The 23,293-nt window shown below is 63.1% G+C and carries 22 protein-coding genes, 1 tRNA gene and 2 rRNA genes (1 of these 25 cut by a window edge); 13 read left to right on the forward strand and 12 right to left on the reverse strand.

Going from position 1 to position 23,293, the window contains the following annotated elements:
* The 3 genes from EB815_RS08970 to EB815_RS08980 all read left to right on the forward strand — a co-directional run.
* Positions 1–896, forward strand: a 23S ribosomal RNA gene (locus EB815_RS08970) (it extends 1,902 nt beyond the left edge of the window).
* Positions 897–1,049: 153 nt separating this feature from the next.
* Positions 1,050–1,164 (forward strand): 5S ribosomal RNA (gene rrf, locus EB815_RS08975).
* A gap of 252 nt (positions 1,165–1,416) precedes the next feature.
* Positions 1,417–1,493, forward strand: a tRNA-Met gene (locus EB815_RS08980).
* Between the two features lie 548 nt (positions 1,494–2,041).
* On the opposite strand, the gene EB815_RS08985 is transcribed toward EB815_RS08980, so the two are convergent.
* Positions 2,042–2,839, reverse strand: a complete 798-nt coding sequence (locus EB815_RS08985) for a hypothetical protein (RefSeq protein WP_155772510.1) — start codon at positions 2,837–2,839, stop codon at positions 2,042–2,044.
* Positions 2,840–3,004: 165 nt separating this feature from the next.
* On the opposite strand from EB815_RS08985, the gene EB815_RS08990 reads away from it, so the two are divergent.
* On the forward strand, positions 3,005–3,787 hold the full coding sequence (locus EB815_RS08990) for a DeoR/GlpR family DNA-binding transcription regulator (protein WP_056568248.1): 783 nt from the start codon (positions 3,005–3,007) through the stop codon (positions 3,785–3,787).
* An 18-nt stretch (positions 3,788–3,805) separates the two neighbouring features.
* On the opposite strand, the gene EB815_RS08995 is transcribed toward EB815_RS08990, so the two are convergent.
* From EB815_RS08995 to EB815_RS09025, 7 genes are all read right to left on the reverse strand, one after another.
* Positions 3,806–4,105, reverse strand: a complete 300-nt coding sequence (locus EB815_RS08995; protein ID WP_246740213.1) for a hypothetical protein — start codon at positions 4,103–4,105, stop codon at positions 3,806–3,808.
* A 120-nt stretch (positions 4,106–4,225) separates the two neighbouring features.
* Positions 4,226–4,732 (reverse strand): L-2-amino-thiazoline-4-carboxylic acid hydrolase, encoded by a 507-nt coding sequence (locus EB815_RS09000; protein ID WP_056568253.1) that lies wholly within the window; start codon positions 4,730–4,732, stop codon positions 4,226–4,228.
* Between the two features lie 84 nt (positions 4,733–4,816).
* Complete coding sequence (locus EB815_RS09005; protein WP_065005526.1) at positions 4,817–5,593, reverse strand: ATP-binding cassette domain-containing protein; 777 nt, start codon at positions 5,591–5,593, stop codon at positions 4,817–4,819.
* Positions 5,590–6,387, reverse strand: coding sequence for an ABC transporter ATP-binding protein (locus EB815_RS09010; RefSeq protein ID WP_065005527.1), 798 nt, complete (start codon positions 6,385–6,387; stop codon positions 5,590–5,592). Before EB815_RS09010 ends, EB815_RS09005 begins: the two co-directional genes overlap by 4 nt.
* Complete coding sequence (locus EB815_RS09015; protein ID WP_056568261.1) at positions 6,384–7,214, reverse strand: ABC transporter permease; 831 nt, start codon at positions 7,212–7,214, stop codon at positions 6,384–6,386. The genes EB815_RS09010 and EB815_RS09015 overlap by 4 nt, the downstream gene beginning before the upstream one ends.
* Positions 7,211–8,197, reverse strand: coding sequence for an ABC transporter permease (locus EB815_RS09020; protein WP_056568264.1), 987 nt, complete (start codon positions 8,195–8,197; stop codon positions 7,211–7,213). Before EB815_RS09020 ends, EB815_RS09015 begins: the two co-directional genes overlap by 4 nt.
* 132 nt (positions 8,198–8,329) lie before the next feature.
* A complete protein-coding gene (locus tag EB815_RS09025; protein ID WP_056568267.1) occupies positions 8,330–9,940 on the reverse strand; it encodes an ABC transporter substrate-binding protein in 1,611 nt (536 codons plus the stop codon).
* Positions 9,941–10,307: 367 nt separating this feature from the next.
* Between EB815_RS09025 and EB815_RS09030 the strand changes: the two genes are divergently transcribed.
* Positions 10,308–11,495, forward strand: a complete 1,188-nt coding sequence (locus EB815_RS09030) for a M24 family metallopeptidase (RefSeq protein ID WP_056568270.1) — start codon at positions 10,308–10,310, stop codon at positions 11,493–11,495.
* A gap of 157 nt (positions 11,496–11,652) precedes the next feature.
* Here EB815_RS09030 and EB815_RS09035 read toward each other — a convergent pair whose 3' ends face one another.
* From EB815_RS09035 to EB815_RS09045, 3 genes are read right to left on the reverse strand one after another with little or no spacing between them, the layout of a single operon-like run.
* Positions 11,653–12,078, reverse strand: a complete 426-nt coding sequence (locus EB815_RS09035; protein WP_056568274.1) for a cupin domain-containing protein — start codon at positions 12,076–12,078, stop codon at positions 11,653–11,655.
* A gap of 5 nt (positions 12,079–12,083) precedes the next feature.
* Complete coding sequence (locus tag EB815_RS09040; RefSeq protein ID WP_056568278.1) at positions 12,084–12,947, reverse strand: phosphoenolpyruvate hydrolase family protein; 864 nt, start codon at positions 12,945–12,947, stop codon at positions 12,084–12,086.
* Between the two features lie 11 nt (positions 12,948–12,958).
* Positions 12,959–14,155, reverse strand: a complete 1,197-nt coding sequence (locus tag EB815_RS09045; protein ID WP_056568329.1) for a Tm-1-like ATP-binding domain-containing protein — start codon at positions 14,153–14,155, stop codon at positions 12,959–12,961.
* A gap of 51 nt (positions 14,156–14,206) precedes the next feature.
* Between EB815_RS09045 and EB815_RS09050 the strand changes: the two genes are divergently transcribed.
* From EB815_RS09050 to EB815_RS09080, 7 genes are all read left to right on the forward strand, one after another.
* Positions 14,207–14,902 carry a TetR/AcrR family transcriptional regulator gene (locus EB815_RS09050; protein WP_056568280.1) on the forward strand — a complete coding sequence of 232 codons (696 nt, stop codon included), beginning with the start codon at positions 14,207–14,209 and terminating at the stop codon, positions 14,900–14,902.
* Positions 14,903–15,259: 357 nt separating this feature from the next.
* A complete protein-coding gene (locus EB815_RS09055) occupies positions 15,260–16,576 on the forward strand; it encodes an ABC transporter substrate-binding protein (protein WP_056568283.1) in 1,317 nt (438 codons plus the stop codon).
* A gap of 68 nt (positions 16,577–16,644) precedes the next feature.
* On the forward strand, positions 16,645–17,550 hold the full coding sequence (locus EB815_RS09060) for a carbohydrate ABC transporter permease (protein ID WP_056568286.1): 906 nt from the start codon (positions 16,645–16,647) through the stop codon (positions 17,548–17,550).
* 1 nt (position 17,551) lies between these two features.
* Positions 17,552–18,511 carry a carbohydrate ABC transporter permease gene (locus EB815_RS09065; protein ID WP_056568289.1) on the forward strand — a complete coding sequence of 320 codons (960 nt, stop codon included), beginning with the start codon at positions 17,552–17,554 and terminating at the stop codon, positions 18,509–18,511.
* A complete protein-coding gene (locus EB815_RS09070) occupies positions 18,508–18,732 on the forward strand; it encodes a hypothetical protein (protein WP_056568293.1) in 225 nt (74 codons plus the stop codon). The genes EB815_RS09065 and EB815_RS09070 overlap by 4 nt, the downstream gene beginning before the upstream one ends.
* Positions 18,729–19,832: an ABC transporter ATP-binding protein gene (locus tag EB815_RS09075; protein ID WP_056568296.1), complete on the forward strand. Its 1,104-nt coding sequence runs from the start codon at positions 18,729–18,731 to the stop codon at positions 19,830–19,832. Before EB815_RS09070 ends, EB815_RS09075 begins: the two co-directional genes overlap by 4 nt.
* On the forward strand, positions 19,832–20,917 hold the full coding sequence (locus EB815_RS09080) for an ABC transporter ATP-binding protein (RefSeq protein ID WP_056568299.1): 1,086 nt from the start codon (positions 19,832–19,834) through the stop codon (positions 20,915–20,917). The genes EB815_RS09075 and EB815_RS09080 overlap by 1 nt, the downstream gene beginning before the upstream one ends.
* 48 nt (positions 20,918–20,965) lie before the next feature.
* Here EB815_RS09080 and EB815_RS09085 read toward each other — a convergent pair whose 3' ends face one another.
* A complete protein-coding gene (locus EB815_RS09085) occupies positions 20,966–21,952 on the reverse strand; it encodes an AraC family transcriptional regulator (RefSeq protein ID WP_056568302.1) in 987 nt (328 codons plus the stop codon).
* A gap of 91 nt (positions 21,953–22,043) precedes the next feature.
* On the opposite strand from EB815_RS09085, the gene EB815_RS09090 reads away from it, so the two are divergent.
* Positions 22,044–23,258 carry an MFS transporter gene (locus EB815_RS09090; protein WP_056568305.1) on the forward strand — a complete coding sequence of 405 codons (1,215 nt, stop codon included), beginning with the start codon at positions 22,044–22,046 and terminating at the stop codon, positions 23,256–23,258.
* Positions 23,259–23,293 lie beyond the last annotated feature (35 nt).

Genomic DNA, 23,293 nt, shown 5'->3' on the forward strand with positions numbered 1-23,293 from the left:
TGTCTCCAGCATAGACTCAGTGAAATTGAATTCCCCGTGAAGATGCGGGGTTCCTGCGGTTAGACGGAAAGACCCCGTGCACCTTTACTATAGCTTTACATTGGCATTCGTAGTGGCATGTGTAGGATAGGTGGTAGGCTTTGAAACCTGGGCGCCAGCTCAGGTGGAGCCACCCTTGAAATACCACCCTTATTACTATGGATGTCTAACCGCGGCCCGTTATCCGGGTCCGGGACAATGTATGGTGGGTAGTTTGACTGGGGCGGTCGCCTCCTAAAGAGTAACGGAGGCGCGCGATGGTGGGCTCAGAACGGTCGGAAATCGTTCGCTGAGTGCAATGGCATAAGCCTGCCTGACTGCGAGACTGACAAGTCGAGCAGAGACGAAAGTCGGTCATAGTGATCCGGTGGTCCCGCGTGGAAGGGCCATCGCTCAACGGATAAAAGGTACGCCGGGGATAACAGGCTGATGACCCCCAAGAGTCCATATCGACGGGGTTGTTTGGCACCTCGATGTCGACTCATCGCATCCTGGGGCTGGAGCAGGTCCCAAGGGTATGGCTGTTCGCCATTTAAAGCGGTACGTGAGTTGGGTTCAGAACGTCGTGAGACAGTTCGGTCCCTATCTGCCGTGGGTGTAGGAATATTGAAAGGATCTGTCCCTAGTACGAGAGGACCGGGATGGACGGATCTCTGGTGGACCTGTTGTGGCGCCAGCCGCATAGCAGGGTAGCTATATCCGGACGGGATAACCGCTGAAGGCATCTAAGCGGGAAACCCACCTTAAAACGAGTATTCCCTGAGAACCGTGGAAGACGACCACGTTGATAGGCCGGGTGTGGAAGAGCGGCAACGCTTGAAGCTTACCGGTACTAATAGTTCGATCGGCTTGATCGTTCTCATTCCTTATGCTCATCACTCCCAATCGGGACGATGAAGGCACAACAAGACCAGCGAAAAAGCCCCGAGAGGCGACCGACAGCTCCGCTGCCGACGTCTCTCTATGCTTCTTCGCTCAAAAAGCTTCTCGAACAACGTGCGTTTTGCCGACCTGGTGGTTATGGCGGAGCGGCTGCACCCGATCCCATTCCGAACTCGGCCGTGAAACGCTCCAGCGCTGATGGTACTTCGTCTCAAGACGCGGGAGAGTAGGTCGCTGCCAGGTCTGCTAAACGCACGTTCGTCTCTCATCCAGGATCAAAATGATCCGGACGCAGAGAAATCTTCTCTTTATGAACAGGCCCGCCAACGGGATCTCGGGCCGCGAAAGCGGCCCTTTCATTTGGTGAGCCATCTACCTATCTGTAGGCCATCCTATTCGTAGGTGTGCGCTTACCGCCAAAGCAAGCAAACGCTTGCTCGGATCAGCAAGCAAACGCTTGCTCAGTTCGGCAAGCAAACGCTTGCCTAGGGTTGACGCGGGGTGGAGCAGCCCGGTAGCTCGTCAGGCTCATAACCTGAAGGTCACAGGTTCAAATCCTGTCCCCGCAACCAAATACAAAAGAGCCCGCCTTGTGCGGGCTCTTTTGTATTTGGCCGTGGTGGCCGACCGATTTAACCCGTCATCATCGCCCCGCAAGGCGGCAAAGCCGACGCCGCGGGACAGAAACCCAAATCCCGTCCCCAAAACCAGACAATAAACGGCCCGCCCGGCATCCCGCCGGCGGGCCGTTTTGCTATCCGGATGAACCACAACACCCAAATCAGCCCGCCTGGCTCACAGCCCGCGGGCCGCTCCCGTCCTGGAAGGCGGCCGCCGCCATCAATCCGCTCCCCGGATCCGGGTGCTCAGCCTCCGCTGACGCCGCCGCAAAGCGCAGACCCTTCCGAAGCCGGACCCAACGCCCGACCCAACGGCGAAAGCCGAATCAGAGCGACCATCCCAAACCAAGCCCAGACGAATCTAGCCGCTCAGGGTCTTTCCCTCCCGCCTTCACCGCGCGGAGAACCAGAAGATCGGCCCACCCAAACAATCGCAATCCAAGCTCCAAGACGGCGACAGCGTCACGCTTCTCGCCTCAGGCAAGGGCGGAAAGCCGGGCCTAACGGAGCCCGGCCGATGCCAGTCGCATCAAGGCTTCACGGACATCGACGCGCCGATAGGTTTCGGTGACGAGGCCGTCCCGTCTCAACTCTTGGCGGCGGCGTTCGACAAAGGTGCGTTCCTCGGCGGTCAAATCGTGCTCGCGCTTGCGAAGCCAGTCCTGGTAAGACGAGTCGAGTTCCTTGACCGGCTTGGCCGCCGTTGAAAAAGAAGCCGGCCGGCTCCCGGTGTAACGCGGTCGCAAGGCACTGTTGGGGTTGTATTCGGTTCGCTTGTCGTTGCCAGAAATGACGAGGTCGGGATCCGGGACCCGGCCCGACGGACTGTAGACGAATGCCGAGGCGATGCGGTCCAGCGCGGCATCGACTTCCTTCGGCCGATGGACTACCTCGCGCGGCGGGCGGTCGGGAACGGCCAGCCTTGTGATGCCGCGATCATTGATGGCGTCGAGCACCTCGCGATGATCACGCGAGGTGATCACCTCACGCCTGGCCGGCCAGAAATCATACGGTGCATGCGCGCCATAGCCCTTGCCGATGTGGAAGGCATAGATCTCCGGATAGACCGTGAGTTCGGTGCGCCGGCTTGGCTTGATGTCGTAGAAGGAGGTGATGGCGATCTGCAGCAGATGGGTGGCACCGATGCCGCCAAGCGCATCGTCGATCACCAGGCCGAACCGGTCATGCGGGGTCCAGTCCGGCAAGGCCTGCGAGATCGAAGCGGGCTTGCCATCGATCTCGACGTCGAACATATCAGCCTTCAGCAATGTCACGACATGCATTGCGATCTCCGTCATTTTGCGACGATTCGTCAGAATCGTCATCTGATCAGCAGCGCTTGCGCTTGTCAGCCGGCATCCGGCTTGACCCGTTCGAATCGAGGCAAATCAGCCGGGCCTCGCGAGACTCTTTCCCATCTGCTTCGGCATGGTTAATAGTGTCGACTTCGCGGAGGATCGATCATGGAACAAAGCCGGCTATCGAAGAAGGAGCGGCATGAGCTCATTCTGTCGGAAGTGCGGCGCTCGGCCTCCATCCGTATCTCCAGGCTCGCGACTCGCCTTGGTGTCGCCGGCGAGACGATTCGGCGCGATCTCATCGAGCTCGGCGACGCGGGGCTGCTCAATCGAACCTATGGCGGCGCGACGATCTCGCTGGTGACGTCCGAGCCGGTAATCGCCGAGCGCAGCCAGACCATGATCGAGGAGCGCGCCCGTATCGGGCGTGGCGTGGCCGGACTGGTTGAGAAAGGCCAGGTCGTGATGATCGACGGCGGCTCGACGACTTACGAGGCGGCGCGCAATCTCTCGCAGCTGAGGCGCGACTTGACCATCATCACCAACTCCATCGGCGTGGCCTCGGTGGCCGGCGCCAATCCAACCTTCCGGGTTATCCTGTGCCCCGGCACCTATGACAGTCGCGAAGCCAGCGTGCTCGGCGAGGACACGGTGGAATTCGTCAGGCGCTACAATGCCGATGTTGCGATCATCGGCGCCTCGAGCCTGTCCGTGGACGGGCCCAGCGACATGATCTCGGGGGCGGCCGCCGTGAAACGGGCAATGATCGCACGAGCGCTGTCGACAGCGCTTGTGGTGACCCACGACAAGTTCGGTCGCAACAGCCTCGAACGCGTATGCGCAATCGGCGAGCTTTCCGACATCGTCACCGATCGCGAGCCGCAGCCGGCGCTACGCGCCGTCATCGAAGCGGCTGGGACGGAACTCCACGTCCTGGGCGGCGGCTGAACGGGGCCGTCCGACTATCTAATGCGTCGCCAGCAATTTGGGTCGCAGCCAGGCCGTGATGGCGTCGAAGTCGATCGGCCTGGTCGTGTCGACGTCGAAGAGCGGCCCGCGCCGCAGCGGCTTGGCGCGCTTGGCGAGTTCGATCAGTTCGGGGATATAGGCCGCACCGGGATGGCCGGCGGGCGCCGGTCGAGCCTGGCGTGACTGGACAGGGCCAAGGGCTAAACCGGAATCGCTTGCGGCCCCGCCGCCAGCGCCTGCAGGCCAGCGCCGACCACACCGGCGTCGTCGCCGAGCTGGGCGGGTTCGACCTGACATTGATACCTGGGCGCCAGCGCCGGCGCGCGGCCGAGTTCTGCGTGTGCCGCCCGGCCGAGGCCTCCGCCTGCAAACGCTCGGCCTGACCTGAATCCCGCCGCCCCTTAGACTCTGGATCGCCTAGCCGGCATCGCGGTTGGTCAATGCGATGTGGCAGCAGCAGGAGCCGTGGCCGGGCGTCCAGGTGACGTTGTCGAAGCGCACGCCGGTCGTCTCGAACAGGCCACGGTCGAAGGCGCCGGCGATGCGGCAGAGCGTGGCGAGCTTTTCATCGCCAACGCCGGCCTCGACCCAGGCATCCTTCAGCGGGCAGCGCTTAACCTTGAAGGCGATGCGGTCATCGCCGCGCTCGACATCGGTCGGATACATCTGGCCGCCATCAGGGCTGACGGCCAGGAAGGCCTCGCCGATGGCGCGCGCGTCATTAGCGCCGAAGCTGGCGAAGGCCGCGGCCGCCACCTCCTTGCCGCGCTGTTCGATGGCGCGGATCATGATCGCCTCCGCCCTTTCCGGGCCCAGCTCTCCGGTCAGTTCGTCGAGGAAAAGGCGATAGAGATCGGCGCGGTTGCGGAAGGCGGTATCGAGTTCGCGCGACAGTTTCTCGGCTCTGGCTTGCGGATCAGTCATGATGTGTCCTGGTTTGTTGTTTGACCATGATCTCTGGACAAAACGGTTCCCGTCTGTCCGAGAAAACCGGGTCCCACTTTCGAATCATGGTCTGGTCCTGTTCAATCTCGGCGCCGCCGCCACCAGCGCCTTGCCGATGGCCGATTGCGGTGCATCGATGACGGCACGGGCGTCGCCGCTCTCGGCAATCCGTCCGGCATCGAGAAGGATGACGCGGTGGGCGGCGGCGCGGACGACGCCGAGGTCATGGGAAATGAAGAGATAGGCGATCCGTTCCTGCCTTTGCAGGTCAAGCAACAGATCGAGGATCTGTCCGCGCACCGAGACGTCGAGCGCCGAGACCGCTTCGTCAAGCACGATCAACGACGGTTTCGTGGCGATGGCGCGAGCGATGGCCACACGCTGCCGCTGGCCGCCGGAAATTTCATGGATGGCGCGGGGCGCCAGATCGGCCGTCAGCCCGACGCGCTCGAGCAAGGCGGCGATGCGCCGCGGGCGCTCGGTGCGGGAGGCGACTCCATGGATGCGCAAGGGGTCATCGAGAACACGCGCCACCGTGGCGCGCGGGTTAAAGGCGGCGAGTGGATCCTGGAACACCATTTGCAGGCGAGCGCGGCGTGCTCTCAGTGTCGCTCCGCGCAAGGCCAGGAAGTCATCGCCCTCGAATTCGATGCGGCCGGCATCCGGTTCGATCAGGCGCAGCACCAGCCGCGCGATCGTCGACTTGCCGCTGCCGGAGGGGCCGGCCAATGCCAGTGTTTCGCCGGGTTCGATATGAAAAGAGATATCGTCGGCCGCGATGACGGTCTTGCCGCCGCGACGGTAGCGTTTGGTGAGGTTGGACACCGAGAGCAAGCTCATCCGTGGAGCTCGCTTCGATTCAGTAGCGGTTCAGCGTCGAGCCCGATATGGGCGTCGAGCAAGGCGCGGGTGTAAGTTTGAGTTGGAGCGCCGACAATCCGTGCCGTCGCGCCAAGCTCGACCAGCTGGCCGTGGCGGAAGACGGCGATGCGCTCGGCGAGCTCTGCCGCCAGGGCGATGTCGTGGCTGATGAACAGCAGCGTCATGCCGTCCTCGGCCGCCAGCCGGCGGATCAAAGCGACGATCTCGGCCTGCACGATGGTGTCGAGCGCGCTGGTCGCTTCGTCGGCGATCAGCAGCTTCGGTCCGGCAGCGATCGCGGCGGCGATCGCCACGCGCTGCTTCTGGCCGCCGGAGAGCTGATGCGGAAAGGCACGCAGGGCCGAGTCCGGGTCGGGCAAGTGGACGCGTTGGAGCAAGGTTCTTGCCTTCGCGTATGCCTGAGGCCAGGCAAGGCCGAGATGAGTGCGGGCGACTTCGGCGATCTGTTTGCCGACGGTCATGACAGGATCGAGACTGGCGGAAGGGTCCTGAAAGACGAAACCGATGTCGCGACCGCCGAGGGGAGGTTGGCCATGGCCGGGCCATTCAAGTCTCCCACCAACCAATGATGAAGCCGGCAGCAACCCCGCGATCGCCAGCGCCAGCGTGCTCTTGCCGGAGCCGCTTTCGCCGATGATGGCAAGGCGCTCGCCGGCCATAATATCGAAGCTGACGTCCTTCAGCGCCGCCACCTCGCTGCCGTCGCGGCGGTAAGTCACCGTCAGGTCGCGGATCGACGCCAGCACGGTCACGACAGGCCTCTTCTGACCGCCGTCGTTTCGACGATGCCTTCGCCGGCCAGATAGACGCCGAGTACCGTCAACACCAGCGCTATTCCTGGGACGATCGACAGGAAGGGCGCGGTGCGCAGCACGGCGCGGCCTTCCGCGATCATCCCGCCCCAGGTGACGAGGTTGGGATCGCCGAGGCCGAGGAAGGACAAGGCCGCCTCGGTGAGGATCGCGGCGGCGACGATCACCGAGGACATTGCCAGAACCGGCGGCAAGGCGTTGGGCAGCACCTCGCGAAAGGCGATCGCCAGCGGATGCATGCCGATGGCGCGGGCGCTGGCGACATAATCGCGCTCGCGAATGGAGAGGACTTCGGCGCGGGCAATGCGAGCCGGTCCGGTCCAGGTGCCGAGCGCTATCGCCGCGACGACAATGCCGAGCGATGGTCCGACGACGCTGACGAAGGCCAGCGCGAGCAGGAAGCTCGGCACGGTCTGGAAGGCGTCGGTGATGCGCATCAGAACCTCGTCGGCGAGGCCACCGGCAAAGCCTGCCAGAGTGCCTATCACCGCGCCGATGGCGAGTGCCGCCGCCGCTGCTGCAAGGCCGACGGCCAGGGAGGTGCGGGCGCCATGGAAAAGCTCCGCCAGCACGTCGCGGCCGAGCCGGTCAGTGCCGAGCGGCAGCGACCAATCCTGGAAGGGTGGCAGCAGCGCCGGGCCGGCGATGGCTTGCGGGTCGCCGGGAAACAGCAGCGGCGAGAAGAGCGCCATCGCAATCAGCGCGGCCAGAAGGATGGCACCGGCGACGGCCTCGGGCGTGCGCAGGAAGCGGCGCAGCGGGTTCATGCGCTGGCCTCGCCAGCACCGACGCGCGGGTCGAGGAAGGCATAGGCGATGTCGACGAGAAGGTTGATGATGATGACCAGGACGGCGCTGGTGAGGATGATGCCGAGCAGCAGGGGCGTATCGCGCGAAGCCACCGCTTCCTGCGCCAGCCGGCCGAGGCCGGGCACGGAAAAGACGCTCTCGATAACAACGCTGCCGCCGAGCATCTGCGCCGATTGCAGGCCAAGCATGGTGACCAGCGGCAAGAGCGCATTGCGGGCGACGTGGGCGAGCACGATGCGGCGGCGCGACAGCCCCCTGGCGCGGGCGGCCAGCACGAAATCCTGGCGCCAGGCCTCGGCCATGCCGGCGCGCATCATGCGCAGGTAGAGCGCCAGATAGATGAAGCCAAGGGCGCAAACCGGCAGGACAAGATGGACGGCGATGTCGGCCGCACGGTCGAGACCGGTCTTGTCGGAGGCGAGGCTCTCAATGCCGCCGATCGGCAGCCAGCGCAGGTCGACGGCAAATATCACGATCAGCACCAGGCCGAGCCAGAAACCCGGCACGGCATAGAGCGCCAGCGAGCCGATCGAGAGGAAGCGGTCGCGGAAACTGCCGGGGCGGGCACCGGCATAGATCCCCAGTGTCGAGCCGAGGCCGAAGGACAGCGCGGTGGCGCTGACCATCAAGAGAAGCGTGTTGGGCAGACGCTCGAGGATGACGTCGCGGATCGGCCTGGAGAAGGTTACCGACTGGCCGAGATCCAAATGCAGCAGCGCCCAGAGGTAGTTGGCGAGCCGCGTCAGTTCCGACTGGTCGAGACCCCAGCGATGACGCAGCAATTCGATCATGCCGGCGTCGCCGCCGGTCGAGACGATGTATGCGTCGACCGCATCGCCGGGTGCGGCCTCGAGCAAGAGGAAAGTGCCGATGACGACGATCAGCAGCACGAAGACACTGCCGAGGAGGCGGCGGCGGATGAGGGTGAGGGCGCGGGTCATGGTCGCCTTACCCTCTCCACAAGGGGGAGGGTGAGGTTGGCGCTGTCCGGCGGGACAGAGGGGGGCACGAAGGAACTCTCATTCTCGAACCTTGAGCACCCGGATTTGCGACGCGCAAGCCTGCAGGGAACGCTAGCCAGCCAGATATGTGTCCGCCCAGTTCGAGACAGCCCAGCGCGGATTGTTGGCGATGTTGCCCACCGTGTCGCGCGCGACGCTGATGAAGCTCCATTCGGCGACGTTGATCAGCGGCAGGTCGGCTGTCACCTCCTTCTGGAACTCCTTGTAGAGGTCGGTGCGGGCCGTGGTGTCGAGCGTTTCCGAGGCCTTGGTGATCAGCGCGTCGAGCGCATCGTTCTTGTAGCCGCCCTGGTTGGAGAACGGCACGCCATCGGGAATGCCGCTCTGCACCAGGATGGTGGTCGAGATCGCCGGGTCGCCGCGGAATACGGGCGGGCCGACGGCGAGATCGAAGGCATGGTCGGTGTAGACGGCCTTGATGTGCGCGGCGGAATCGTTGTTGACCAACTGCGCGTCGATGCCGATGGCTGCCAGTGCCTGGCGCAGATAGTCGCCGAACTGCTTGGTCTCGTTGAAATAGGGCGCCGGCAAAAGTTTCAGCGTGAAGCGCTTGCCGTCCGGGCCTTTCTTGTAGCCGGCTTCGTCGAGCAACGCGTTGGCCTTGGCGACGTCGAAGGCATAGGTCGGCACGTCGGCGGTGTAGAATTGCGGATCGTTCTTCGGCACCGGACCGGTGGCAGTCGCGGCATAGCCGAGGAACACCGTCTTGACGACGAAGTCCTTGTCGATGGCGTGCGCGATGGCCTGGCGCACTTTCAGATCGGCCAGTTCCTTGCGGCGATGGTTGATCTCGACGACGAGCTGATAGGTCAGTCCCTCATAGCCCTTGGAGATCACCTTCAGGCCGGGCACCTTGGAGATGCGGTCGAGGTCGGCCAGCGGCACGGCGGAGAAGGCGGCGAGCTGGATCTCCTCGGCTTCGAGCGCGCTCGCCGCCGAGGTGCGGTCGGGCAGAACCTGGTAGATGATCTCGTCGAGATAGGGCTCGTCCTTCCCCCAGTAATCGGTGTTCTTGATCAGCCGATAATACTGGCCGGCCTTGTACTCGCCGAACCTGAACGGGCCGGTGCCGATGGGGGCGGTGTTGGCCGGGTTGTCCTCGATCTTGCCGACTTCGTAGACGTGTTTCGGCACGACACTGCTCAGCGCCGGCAATGCGTTGCGGATCAGCTGGAACGGGGTCGGCCTGGCGAATTTGAAGACGGCGGTGAGATCGTCAGGCGTCTCCACGCTGGCAAGGTCCTTGAACACGGTGCGGCCGAGGTTCTGCAGCGGCTTCCAGATCTGCAGCGCCGAGAAGGCGACGTCGGCGGAGGTGAACGGCTTGCCGTCATGCCATTTGACGCCTTCGCGCAGTTTGAACGTCGCCGAGAGCCCATCGGCGGAACCTTCCCAGCTCAGCGCCAGGCGTGGCGCGAGCCCGTCCTTGCCATCGAAGGAGGCTTCGGCCAGCGTTTCGACGATCTTGCTGGAGATGAAGAAGACGCCGTTGGAGGCGACGATCGCCGGGTTGAGGTTGCGCGGTTCGGAGTCCGCGGCCAATACCAGCCGTCCACCCTTCTTCGGCGTCTGCGTCCAGCCCAATGTCGGCATGGCCGTGGAGGCCAGAAGCATCGCCGAGCCGGCAAGCATCGTGCGTCTGGAAATCGTGGAACCTGGCATGATCGAACTCCGTCCTCTCCGCGACCCCTTCGGGCGCGACAACACCCCTCGAATGCCGGCGTCGGCATCCTTGCGGCGGCGATTATGAGCCTTGCCGAGGGTTTCGCCAGAGACGGAATTGGCGCATCCTCGCTTGGCTTTGAAATTTTCGTCCGCTGGACCAGTTTGACAGAACGGATCCAGGTTCACCAATCTGGTAGGACCAGATTTGGCGCATATGCGACAGATGACGAGTTGGTGACCGTCCGGCAGCGCCGGTCACGTATTTCTGGCTAGACCAGAGTGGGCAAAATGGTGCAGATTTGATCCGCAGCCAAGGGATATGGGCGAAACAGCATCGATCCCAGGCAAATTCAGGGAGAGAGATATGAATATTGCGCCGGGCAAGAATGCCGTCAGCAATATCCCATTTGACCAGGCGAGGGTCGACCGGCTGATGGAGGAGGCCGGCATCGATGTGCTGCTCGCAACTTCCAAGCACAACACCCAGTACCTGCTCGGCGGCTACAAGTTCATCTTCTTCGCCGCCATGGATGCGATCGGCCACAGCCGTTACCTGCCCATCGTCGTCTACGAAAAGGGCGGCCCGGATCACGCGGCCTATATCGGCAACCGCATGGAAGGCGGCGAGCACCAGAACCATCCGTTCTGGACACCGACGCTGCACGCCGCCTGCTGGGGCACGCTGGACGCCGCCAATCTTGCCGTCGAACATCTGCAAAAGATCGGCAAGGCCGGTGCCCGCATCGGCATCGAGCCCGGCTTCCTGCCGTCGGATGCCTACACGCTGATCCGCAAGGCGCTGCCGGAAGCGAAGCTGATCGACGCGACCGACATGCTGGAACGCATGCGCGCCATCAAGACCGACGCCGAACTGGAGAAGTTGCGCACCGCCTCCGAACTGATCACCGATTCCATGCTGGCGACCATCGGCTGGGCGCGCGAAGGCACGACCAAGGTCGAGATGATCGAACATTTGCGGCGCGAGGAAACCAATCGCGGCGCGCATTTCGAATATTGCCTGCTGACGCTGGGTTCAAGCCACAACCGCGCCGCCTCACCGCAGGCTTGGAAGAAGGGCGAGGTGCTGTCGATCGATTCCGGCGGCAATTACCACGGCTATATCGGCGACCTCTGCCGGATGGGCATTCTGGGTGAACCGGACGCCGAACTGGAGGATCTGCTGGCCGAGGTCGAGGCGGTGCAGCAGGCGGCGTTCTCGAAGGTCAGAGCGGGCACGCTGGGCGGTGACATGATTTCGCATGCCGAAGGCGTGCTGAAGAAATCCAAGGTCGCGGCCTATACGGATTTCTTCGCCCACGGCATGGGCCTGATCACGCATGAGGCGCCATTCCTGATGACCAACCATCCGGTGACCTATGAAGGCACCTATGCGGCCAAGCCGCTGGAAAAGAACATGGTGCTGTCGGTCGAGACGACCATGCTTCACCCGACACGCGGCTTCATCAAGCTGGAGGATACGCTTGCGGTGACGGACGCTGGCTATGTGATGTTCGGTGATCGCGGCAGGGGATGGAACCGGGGTGGTCTTTAACGTCGAACGCCGCCGCCGCCCCTCATCTGGCTGCCGCCATCTTCTCCCCGTAGAACGGGAGAAGGGTGCAGCGTCGATAGCAGCGCTTTCTCACAGTCACTATACGGGGAGAAATGTCCGGCAGGACAATGAGGGGCAGCGCTGCCCTCGCATAAATCTAGTCGGTCAGTTGCCCCGCTGGGATCAGCCTGAAATCCGGCAACTCACGCAGCACCAGTTCCGGCCCAGCCGGTGAATAGACAACGAAGAGCTGCATCGGTTCATCGCCAGTGTTCAGAGTCGAATGAAACCGGCTTTCCGGCACATAGATGGTGCAGCCGGGGCCGACCTTCGCCACCACCGGATTGCCGTTCTCGTCCTCGACCATCTGCTCGCCATGGCCCGAGATGACGAAGATGATTTCTTCCGCGCCCGGATGGTTGTGGCGGGTGTGGCCCTTGCCGGAAGGCAGGTCGACGACGCCGCCGGAAAAGCGGGTAGCGCCATTCACTTCCGGTGCCACCGTCAGCGCCAGCCTGCCCCAGTCGAAGCCGAAGGCGCTGACGTCCTTCGGATAGACAAACACCTTGCTCTTGTCCGTCATCTCTCTCATCCCTTCTTTTTCTTCGTGGTCGCTGTGTCGCCCAGTGTGACAGCCTTGAAATCGGCCGTCTGTCTGGCGATCGCGGCTTCCGCCGGCAGCCGCTCCATCGAACTCGCGCCGTAGAAGCCATGCAGGCCCTTGGCGCGAGACAGAATGTAGCGGGCGTCATCCGGCATCGAGATCGGGCCGCCATGGCAAAGCAGGATGACATCCTTGCGCACCGAGCGTGCCGCCTCGGCGATGGCGTCGATCGCGACCACGCAGTCGTCGAGCGACTTGGCCGAGGTGGCGCCGATCGAGCCGCCCGTCGTCACGCCCATATGGGCAACGACGATGTCGGCGCCGGCCTTGGTCATGGCGCGGGCCTCGTCGGGGTTAAAGACATAGGGCGTGGTCAAGAGGTCGAGCTTGTGCGCCTCGGCGATCATGTCGACCTCGAGCCCGAAGCCCATGCCGGTTTCCTCGAAACTCTGCCGCATGGTGCCGTCGAACAGGCCGATGGTCGGAAAGTTCTGCACACCGGAAAAGCCCATCGTCTTCAGCTCGGCCAGAAGCAGCGGCATGATGACGAAGGGATCGGTGCCGTTGACGCCGGCCAGCACCGGTGTCTTCTTGACCACCGGCAGCACCTCATAGGCCATTTCCTTGACGATCTCGTTGGCATTGCCATAGGCAAGCAGGCCGGCGGCGGAGCCGCGACCGGCCATGCGATAGCGGCCGGAATTGTAGATGATGATCAGGTCGATGCCGCCGGCTTCCTCGGCCTTGGCCGACAGGCCGGTGCCGGCGCCGCCGCCGACGATCGGCACGCCCTTGTCGATCATTCCACGGAATTTCTTCAGTATGTCCTTGCGCGGTATTGCGGGCATTTCTTGGAACCTCAGTGTCTGGCTATTTCGAGAAAAGCCGCGACCGCGGCCCTGGCGAATTCGGGGTCGTTGATGTGCAATGGCAAGCGCGTGACGCGGCGGTTGGCGCTTGGCTTGATCGAGCGCTCGATGGCTTCGAACAACACAGCGTCGGCCTGTTGATCGAAGAAGGCACCGCCCTCGATGTCGAGTGCCGAGACGCCTTTTTCAGGAATGAGAAAATGCACCGGCCCCTCGCAGAGGGAGAGCCTGGTGCCGATCCACTCACCGATCGCGCGGCATTCGTCCGCGCTTGTGCGCATAAGCGTGACGTTGGGATTGTGCTCGTAGAAAAGCCGGCCGCGATCGCGTTCCGGTATGGTCGACGGCGCCCAGAAGTTGACCATGTCGAGCGCGCCGACCGAACCGACATAGGGTAGCTTGCTGCGGGCGATCGCGCCGAAGCGATCCTCCGTTGCCGGCAACACGCCGCCGAACAGGAGGTCGCAAACCTCGGTCGTCGTGATGTCGATGACACCGGACAGCAGGCCGCTGTCGGCCAGCTTTTCCATGCTGCGGCCGCCGGTGCCGGTGGCGTGGAAGACCATGCAATCATATCCGGAGCGCAGCTGGCCCGCGATCGCCGTCACGCAAGGCGTGGTGACGCCGAACATGGTGAGCCCGATCGACGGCTTGCCGTCGGGCGCCGGCGCCGGGCTTGTCGCCATGCCCGATATCGCCTGGGCGGCGTTGTGCAGCACGACGCGGGAAAGCCTATTCAGCCCCGCCATGTCGGTCACCGATGGCATCATGATGATGTCGGAGACGTCGACATAAGGCGCCGTGTCACCGGAGGCGAGCGTCGAGACCATGAGTTTCGGCAGACCGAGCGGCAGCGCACGCATGCCCGACGTGATGATTGAGGTGCCGCCGCCGCCGCCTATGCCGATTACGGCGGCGATGTCGCTTCGCGATCGGACGAAGCGGGTGAAGGCGGTGCCCATGGCGGCAACCGCGGCGCCACGGTCATCGCCGCCGAGCACGGCCGCGCTGCCGTCAGGATGATGACCGGCCACCTGCTTCGCGCTGATGTCGACGGGAACGCTTGAAGCACGTGTTCCGACATCAACGCGAGAAACGGCAGCGCCCGTGGCGGCGATAGCGTCCGCCAGGAAGGCAAGTTCCTCGCCCTTGGTGTCGGCGGTGCCCACGACGTAGATGCGCTTCATGGGCGGTTCCCAGGTCATTGCAAATTTTTGAGACGCGCGTATCATATTGATATGGATATCTCACGTCAACGAGCCACTGCACGCGACGACACGGAGCGGGGAAGCGGCCAGGCCGCCGAGCGTGGACCCCGGGCGCGCACGAAACGCCTGATGCTTGAGACGGCGATACGGTTGATGCAGGCGGGCGTCACGCCGTCGGTGAGCGAGGTGGCGGAAGCGGCGCAGGTTTCCCGCGCCACGGCCTACCGCTATTTCCCCAGCCAGGCGGCATTGGTGCAGGCCGTCGTCGACGAGGGGCTGGGACCAATCCTGACCTGGCAATCGACCTCTGCCGACGCCGAGCGCAGGGTCGCGGACCTGTTCGACACGGCGATGCCGCGCATCGAGGCTTTTGAGGCGACGTTCAAGGCGGCGCTGAAACTGTCGCTCGATCAATGGGCGCGACGCCAGGCCGGTACGCTGGGCGGCGAGCCGGCCTTCACGCGCGGTCATCGCGTCGATTTGCTGCAGCAGGCGATCGCGCCGCTCAAGGGCCATTTGCCGCCGCGCGACTTCAAGCGTCTGGCGCAGGCGCTGTCGCTGATCTTCGGCGTCGAGGTGCTGATCGTGCTCAAGGATATCTGGGGTCTGGACAGCCGCAAGACGCGGTCCGTCGCGCAATGGGCGGCAGGCGCCCTGGTGCGCGCGGCGGTGGCGGAATCGATTGGTGATGGAGGCGACGACGGCTCAGGGGTGGCCATGAAGTAGGATCTATCTGGTTCGACCAGATTTGCATGTCGACTATCAATATTATCCCTGACGCAGGGAGCTGTGCAACACCCTTGCGTATCATTGAGTAGGAAAATCATTGGAAAACAGGCAGATAAAGCCTGGATTCCGTCGGAATGGCCAGCCCCGTCTTCCAAGAAAGGGCTTGACGACGACGCAAAATTGGTAATACCAGATTAGAAAAGAAAAGTGGATCAAGTGAGGGCTGCGATCCATTTTCCGGCAGGGCGAGGAGGCCCGGAACCGGAAAGGTGCGATCACGGGAGGAACTACCAGGGCCGGCTTCGTCGCCGGCTCGTACGACAAGGTAGAATGCGCACAAGGGAGGAAATCATTATGCGCAAGTTAGTGACCAGCATGCTTGCTGGTATCGGCTTAACGCTTGCCTGCGGAACGTCCGTCTACGCGCAGGAAAAGTCGCTCACCATCTTCTGGGCGGAATGGGATCCGGCCAATTACCTGCAGGAACTCGGCAACGAGTACGAGAAGGAAACCGGCGTCAAGATCACGGTGGAGACCACGCCGTGGGCCGACTTCCAGACGAAGGCCTTCACCGAGTTCAACGCCCATGGCGACGCCTATGACCTGGTCGTCGGCGACTCGCAATGGCTGGGCGCCGGCTCGACCGGTGGCCACTATGTCGACCTGACGGACTTCTTCAAGAAGCACGATCTCGGCAATGTCATGGCGCCGGCGACGGTGAAATATTACGCCGAATATCCCGGCAACAGCGGCAAGTACTGGGCCATTCCGCTCGAAGGCGACGCCGTCGGCTGGTCCTACCGCAAGGACTGGTTCGAGGATCCCAAGGAGAAGGAAGCGTTCAAGGCCAAGTATGGCTACGACCTCGATGTGCCGAAGGATTTCAAGGCGCTGCGCGACATAGCCGAGTTCTTCCATCGGCCCGACCAGAAGCGCTACGGCATCGCGATCTATACCGACAATTCCTATGACGCGATGGCAATGGGCTTCGAGAACGCGCTGTTCTCCTACGGCGGCGAGCTGGGTGACTATGCGACCTACAAGGTCGATGGCCACATCAATTCCGACAAGGCCGTAGCCGCGCTCGACGCCTACAAGGAACTCTACAAGTTCACGCCTCCCGGCTGGGCCAAATCGTTCTTCGTCGAGGACAACCAGGCGATCACCGAGAACCTGGCGGCGATGAGCATGAACTTCTTCGCTTTCTTCCCCTCGCTGATCAACGAGGCCTCGAACCCGAACGCCAAGAACACCGGCTTCTTCGCCAACCCGCCGGGACCGAATGGCGACCAGTTCGCCGCACTCGGCGGTCAGGGCATCTCCGTCATCTCGTACTCGAAGAAGCAGGACGAGGCGATGAAGTTCCTTGAATGGTTCATCAAGGACGAGACCCAGAAGAAGTGGGCGGCCCTTGGCGGCTACACCTGCAGCGCGGCGGTGCTCAAATCGCCGGAATTCCAGAGCGCAACGCCTTACAACAAGGCCTTCTACGAGACCATGTTCAAGGTGAAGGACTTCTGGGCTGTGCCGGAATACGCCGAACTGCTGCAGCAGCTCAACCAGCGCATCTACCCCTACATGATCGGCGGCGACGGTACCGCCAAGGAAACGCTGGACGCGCTGGCCGCAGACTGGAACGCGACGTTCAAGAAGTACGGCCGCGTTCAGTAACAATCATGCCTCACGGAGGGGGCGGTGGTGCCTCCTCCGTTTCTTTTTCTGCAAATGGGAGAGGGGTCTTGGCGACCACGATGATCACAACGCTGGACAGGTCCTCGCGGGCGGCCACGCGCGGCCTGAGCGACATTTCGATCCGCAACCTCTTCATTGTTCCGACGGTCCTGTTCCTGATCGTCTTCAACATCTTTCCGCTGATCTATTCGCTTGGCTATTCCTTCACCGACTTCCGGGCCTCGACCAACGCGCCGGCGAATTTCGTCGGGCTGCAGAATTATCGCGACCTGCTCAACGATCCCTATGTCTGGTCCAACTTCGCCATCACGGCGAAATACGTCATCATCTCGGTCGCCGGTCAGCTGCTTGTCGGTTTCGGCGTGGCGATGCTGCTCAACCGCGACATCCCGCTAAAGGGCCTTATCACCACGCTGCTGCTGCTGCCGATGATGCTGTCGATGGCTGTTGTCGGCTTGTTCTGGAAGCTTCTCTACGACCCGTCGTGGGGCGTCATCAACTATGCGCTCGGGCTCGGCAATTTCGAGTGGCTGGCCGATCCCAAGATGGCGCTCTACGCCGTCGCGCTGACCGACATCTGGATGTGGTCGCCCTTCGTCATGCTGTTGTCGCTGGCAGGACTCTCGGCGGTGCCGAAGCATCTCTACGAGGCCGCCGCGATCGACCGCGCCGGGCCGTTCTATACGTTCTTCCGCATCACGCTGCCGCTGGTGGCGCCGATCCTGATGATCGCGGTCATTTTCCGTACCATGGAAGCGTTCAAGACTTTCGACCTCGCCTACATCCTGACCAGCCAGCCGACGGCTGAACTGATCTCGATCCGGCTCTACAAGATGGCGTTCCAGGAATGGCAGACCGGGCGCTCCTGCGCGATGGCCTACATCGTGCTGATCATGGTGCTGGCCATCACCAACATCTACGTCAAATACCTCAACAAGGTGAAGGAGCGCTGAGATGGCTGCCGTGCGCACCTCTTCCGAGATCGGCTTCAACCGCGTCGCCATCGTCGCCGTGCTGGTGGTGACGATCATCTTCCTCGCTCCAATCTACTGGATCGCCTCGACGGCATTCAAGCCGCGCAACCTGGCCACGACCATCCCGCCGACGGTCGTCTTCCAGCCGGAAATCTCGCCTTTCGTGAAGCTGTTCACCAAGCGCTCGCAATTGCGCAGTCCGCCGACGCCCGAAGAGTATGCGGCGGCGCCATGGTGGGAGCGGGTTGTTTTCGATGGCGGCGAGAAGATCGTGCGCGACGGCAAGGGCCAGGTGCAGTGGTCGGGCTATCCGAGCCGTTTCCTGAATTCGCTGATCATCGCCATCACCTCGACGGTGCTGGCGGTCGGCATGGGAACGTTCACCGCCTACGGCTTCTCGCGCTTCAAGGTGAAGGGGGAGGCGGATCTGCTCTTCTTCATCCTGTCGACACGCATGCTGCCGCCGGTGGTGGTGGCGATCCCGATGTTCCTTATGTACCGAGCGGTCGGCCTCAACGACACCCATATCGGCCTGATCATCCTCTACACCGCCTTCAACCTGTCCTTCTCGGTCTGGCTGATGAAGGGGTTCATGGACGAGATCCCGAAAGAATATGAGGAAGCGGCCCTCGTCGACGGCTATACGCGCATGGAGGCCTTCTTCAAGATCGTGCTGCCGGAGGCCGCCACAGGCATCGCCGCCACCGCGGTGTTCTGCTTCATCACGGCATGGAACGAGTATGCCTTCGCGCTGATCATGACCAATCGCCGTGCGCAGACAGCGCCGCCCTTCATCCCCAGCCAGGTCGGCTCCGGCCTGCCCGACTGGACGGTGATCGCCGCCGGGACGTTCCTGTTCCTGCTGCCGGTCGCGATCTTCACCTTCCTGCTCCGCAATCATCTGTTGCGCGGCATGTCCTTCGGAGCGATCCGCAAATGAGCTTTCGCGCCATCAATCAGAAATATCTGGAGCCTGGTTCGCAGGTGCTCATGGTGCTTGGCATCGTGGCACTGTGCCAGCCCTGGAACATGCTGCTGCACACATACGGCCTGACCATCATCCTGATCGGGCTGATCGGCTTCAACATCACCTCGAAGATCGCGCCTGAGGAGGAGGCCGGCACCGGGCATGCAGTGCGAAATCCGGGAGCAGAGCATTGACCCAGATCGAGCTTCGCGGCGTCCAGAAATTCTTCGGCGCCGTCCAGGTCATCAAGGACCTCAACCTCAAGATTGCCGACAATGAGTTCATCGTGCTGCTCGGCCAATCGGGCTGCGGCAAGACGACGACGCTGCGCGCGATCGCCGGGCTGGAGACGATCGACGAGGGCGACATCCTCATCGACGGCAAGCCGGTCCAGCATCTGAAGGCCGCCGACCGTGACATCGCCATGGTGTTCCAGTCGTTCTCGCTCTATCCGCATATGAGCGTCTACGAGAACATCGCCTTTCCCTTGCGCGCCACGCGCAAGAGCAAGGCCGAGATCGACAGCGAGGTGCGCTCGGTCGCCAAGACGCTGCAGATATCGGATTTGCTTGGCAAGAAGCCATCGGCGCTGTCGGGCGGCGACATGCAGCGCGTCGCCATCGGCCGGGCGCTGGTGCGACGGCCCAAGGCGATGCTGATGGATGAGCCGATCGGCGCGCTCGATGCCAAGCTGCGCGAGGAGATGCGGGCCGAGATCAAGCGGCTGCACATCAAGCAGGGCTCAACCACGATCTATGTCACGCACGACCAGATCGAGGCGATGAGCCTCGCCGACCGCATCGTCATCATGCATGAAGGCGTGCTGCAGCAGGTGGGCACGCCCGACGAGGTCTATTCGCGCCCGGCCAATCTGTTCGTGGCGCAATTCGTCGGCAGCCCGGTGATGAATGTCGCCGACGCGGCGGTGGCTGAAAAAGCCGCGTCCGCATCGGTGACGGTCGGCGACGCGGCCACCGGCTTCGAGTTTCCGCGCGTGCTGTTGTCGAAGCTCAACGGCCATGCCGGCGGCCAGCTGGCGCTCGGCATCCGTCCGGAAGGCGTGCTCATTCGCCGTGACGCGGCCGACGGCTTCATGGCCGTCGAGACGCAGATCGTCGAGCCGCTCGGGTCCTTCGATATTGTCGACCTGAAGGTCGGCTCCAAGATGCTGCGCGCGCGTACCAAGAGCGGCTTCATCTCGGGGCCTGGCGAGAAGGTCTTTGCGCGGATCGATCCGACGCAGGCGCATTTCTTCGACAAGGCAAGCGGCAAGTCGCTGGAAGTGAGATTGTGATGGCCCATATCCAGCTCAAGAATATCTCAAAGAGTTTCGGTAATCACACGGCCCTGACCGGGCTCGATCTCGACATCGCCGATGGCGAGTTCTTCGTGCTGCTCGGCGAGACGGGCGCCGGCAAGACGACGACGCTGCGGCTGATCGCGGGCCTCGAGAAACCGAGCGAAGGTCAGGTCGTCATCGACGGCGTCGACGTGGCCGACTGGGGCGCGGCCGAACGCGACGTGGCGCTGGTGCTGCAACAATATTCGCTCTATCCACGCTACACGGTGCGGGAAAACCTCGAATTCCCGCTGAAGCCGAAGATCCGCCGGCTGCCCGATGCCGAGATCAAGGACCGCGTCGACCGCGCTGCCCGCACACTGCGCATCGAGCACCTGCTCGACCGCAAGACCGACCGCCTGTCCGGCGGCGAGATGCAGCGTGTCTCGATCGGCCGCGCCATTGTGCGCAAGCCGCGTGTGTTCCTGATGGATGAGCCGCTGTCGGCGCTCGATGCCAAATTGCGCGAGGCGCTGCGCACGGAACTGAAGAACCTGCAGATACAGCTGGGCGCCACATTCCTGTTCGTCACCCACGACCAGATCGAGGCGATGTCGATGGGTGACAAGGTTGGCGTGCTCAACCATGGCCGCATCGTCCAGACCGGCACGCCGCACGAGATCTACAACAATCCCCGCGACACCTATGTGGCGAGCTTCGTCGGCTCGCCGCCGATGAACCTCATCGATGGCAGGCTGGTCAACAACCGCGCGGTGATGGCGCCGATGAATTTCGAGCTGCCGCTTTCTGGGGGAGCCAAGACGAGTGCGGCGACCGACGGTCGCCCGCTCGTCTTCGGCATCCGTCCCGAAGATGTCTATCTGGAAAGCGGCGCTCCGGTCGAGGCGCGTGTCCATGACGTGGAAAATCATGGCGTCGAGAAGATCCTGACGCTGCGCGTCGGCGAGACAACACTGCGCGCCACGGTGCCGGCCAGGACCGATGTCGCGATCGAACAGCCGGTGCGTTTTGCCTGGAACCCGGACAAGGTGGTGCTGTTCGACAAGGGCAGCGGTGTCAGCTTGCGCCACGCCGGGTGAAGCGCTGTTTCTGATCAGCCGGGTAGCCTTGCAACGAAGGACATCGGCTCAACTGGCCTGGCGGATTTCGGCCTGTTCCTCGGCGCGCAGATGGCTGGGCGCCGCGCCGATGACGCGCTTGAAGGCACGGCTGAAGGCGGCGTCCGATTCATAGCCAAGGCGGGCCGCAACGACTGATATTTTCATCCGGTCGCGGACCAGCCACTGACGCGCCTGATGCATCTTGACCTGGGTGACATATCTTGCCGGCGTTTCGCCGACGATGGTGGCGAAGCGTTCGGCAAAGCCCGAGCGCGAGGCGCCCATCATCCGGGCAAGCGACTCGACCGTCCAGTCATGGTCAGGTTCGAGATGGATGGCGGCCAGCACGCGACCAATGTCGCGGTCCTTGACCGCGGCGATCCAGCCGGAGGAATCGCCGCAACCACGTTCGACCCAGGAGCGGATGACGGTGGCGGCAAGCACATCGGCCAGCCGTGCCAGGATGCCGCCGGAGCCGACACGCTCCATCGTCACTTCGCGCGCCATGGACTCCAGCAAATGTGGAATGCCGGGCTCGTAGGCTTCCAGCTCGTGCGTGCGCATCACGTCCGGCATCATGCCGAGCAGGGGGTGCAGGCCGTCGATGTTGAAATACATCGCGGCGCAGAACAGCAGCGTTCCGGGCTGGCAATTCTTGTCGCACATCTCCGCGTTTGACGTGCAATAGACGTCCTTGCAGACCTCCTCGAGCTCGTAGCCATGGATCGGCCAGGCCTGCGCTCCGGGTTCGCTGGCCAGCACATGCGCCTCGCCTCGTGGAAGCAGCACAGCGTCGCCAGCATTGAGCTGCACCCATTCGCCGGATGGCTGCTTGAGCCAGCAGCCCTTGCGGCCGATGAAATGAAACCGGGCTCCGGGCTGAGCCGGGAACTGGATACCCCAAGGCTCCTTCATTTCGCAGCGGCCATACTCGACACCGTCGAGACGCAGGCCCCGCAATATGTCTGTCAGTGGGTCGCCGGTAATCGGGATTTTGGACGAATGGTCATGCATGATGGGGTTTCTAGCATGGAAACTCCAACCCGTCACTCCCTATGTTGCATCGCAGCCAAATGTTGCGCTGCAAACAAATCGGAGACTGACCATGGCCGAACCCGCGACAGGCGTCATCGACGCCGCACTTCTGAACTCCACAGAATCCGATGAACGAGCCGAGCCGGCATGGGGTGCGGTGGTTTCGTTGGCGCTTGGCGTTTTCGGTCTCGTCACCGCCGAATTCCTGCCCGCCAGCCTGCTGACGCCGATGGCGCGCGATCTCGGTGTCAGCGAAGGCGTGGCCGGTCAAGCGGTGACGGCAACAGCCATAGTCGGCGCCATCGCAGCGCCCACCATGGCCATCATCACAAGGCGCATGGACCGCAGGCTTGTCATGTGGATGCTGACGGCATTCCTCATCCTGTCCAACCTCCTGGCAACCTTTGCCTCATCGCTGTCCATGCTTCTGCTTGCCCGCGTCGTGCTCGGCGTTGCGCTAGGCGGTTTCTGGGCGATGTCGGCGGCAATGGCCTTGCGGCTGGTGCCGATGCGGCTGATGCCGCGCGCCATGTCGATCATCCTCACCGGCGTCTCGCTGGCCACCGTCACCGCCGCTCCGGTCGGCGCCTATGTTGGCGACATCTGGGGATGGCGCACGGCGTTCATGATTGCGACCATCGTCGGCGCCTTGGCGCTGCTGGTGCAATTGGCCACCATTCCAAAGCTGCCACCGGTGGGCGTCGCAAGCTTCCGCACCTTGCTCGATGTGCTGGAGCGGCCGTCGATCCGGGTGGCCCTGCTGGTCGTGCTGCTGGTCGCGTCCGGGCATTTTGCCGGCTTCACCTATGTGCGCCCGTTCCTCGAAAAGGTGCCGGTGCTCGACATCGAGACGATCTCGCTGGTGCTGCTGGCATATGGCGTCGGCGGTTTCTTCGGCAATATCGCCGGCGGCATCCTGGCGGAGCGTAATCTCAAGGCGGCCGTTGCCCTGGCGCCCTTGCTGATTGCGCTGGCCGCCGCCTCGATGCTGATCTTTGGCGCCTCGCCGACGATTGCCGCCACCGCCGTCGCCGCCTGGGGTTTTGCCTTCGGCGCGGTGCCGGTCGGGCTGCAGAGCTGGCTGGTGCGGGCAGCACCGGACCAGGCCGAAAGTGCCGGCGGCTTGATGGTGGCAACCTTCCAGGTGGCGATCGCGCTGGGCGCCGTCTTCGGCGGCTTGCTGGTCGACCATACCGGCGTGGCCAGCGCCTTCGCTTATTGCGGCATTGCAACGCTGCTGGCGGCGATCGTCGTGTTCCTGCGCGGCCCGAAGCGGGCCGAATGATCTCCCATCCCTGACCTGCCCAGCGGCCCGAGAGC

Origin of the sequence: Mesorhizobium loti (genome assembly GCF_013170705.1) — a bacterium.
GTDB lineage: Bacteria > Pseudomonadota > Alphaproteobacteria > Rhizobiales > Rhizobiaceae > Mesorhizobium > Mesorhizobium loti_D.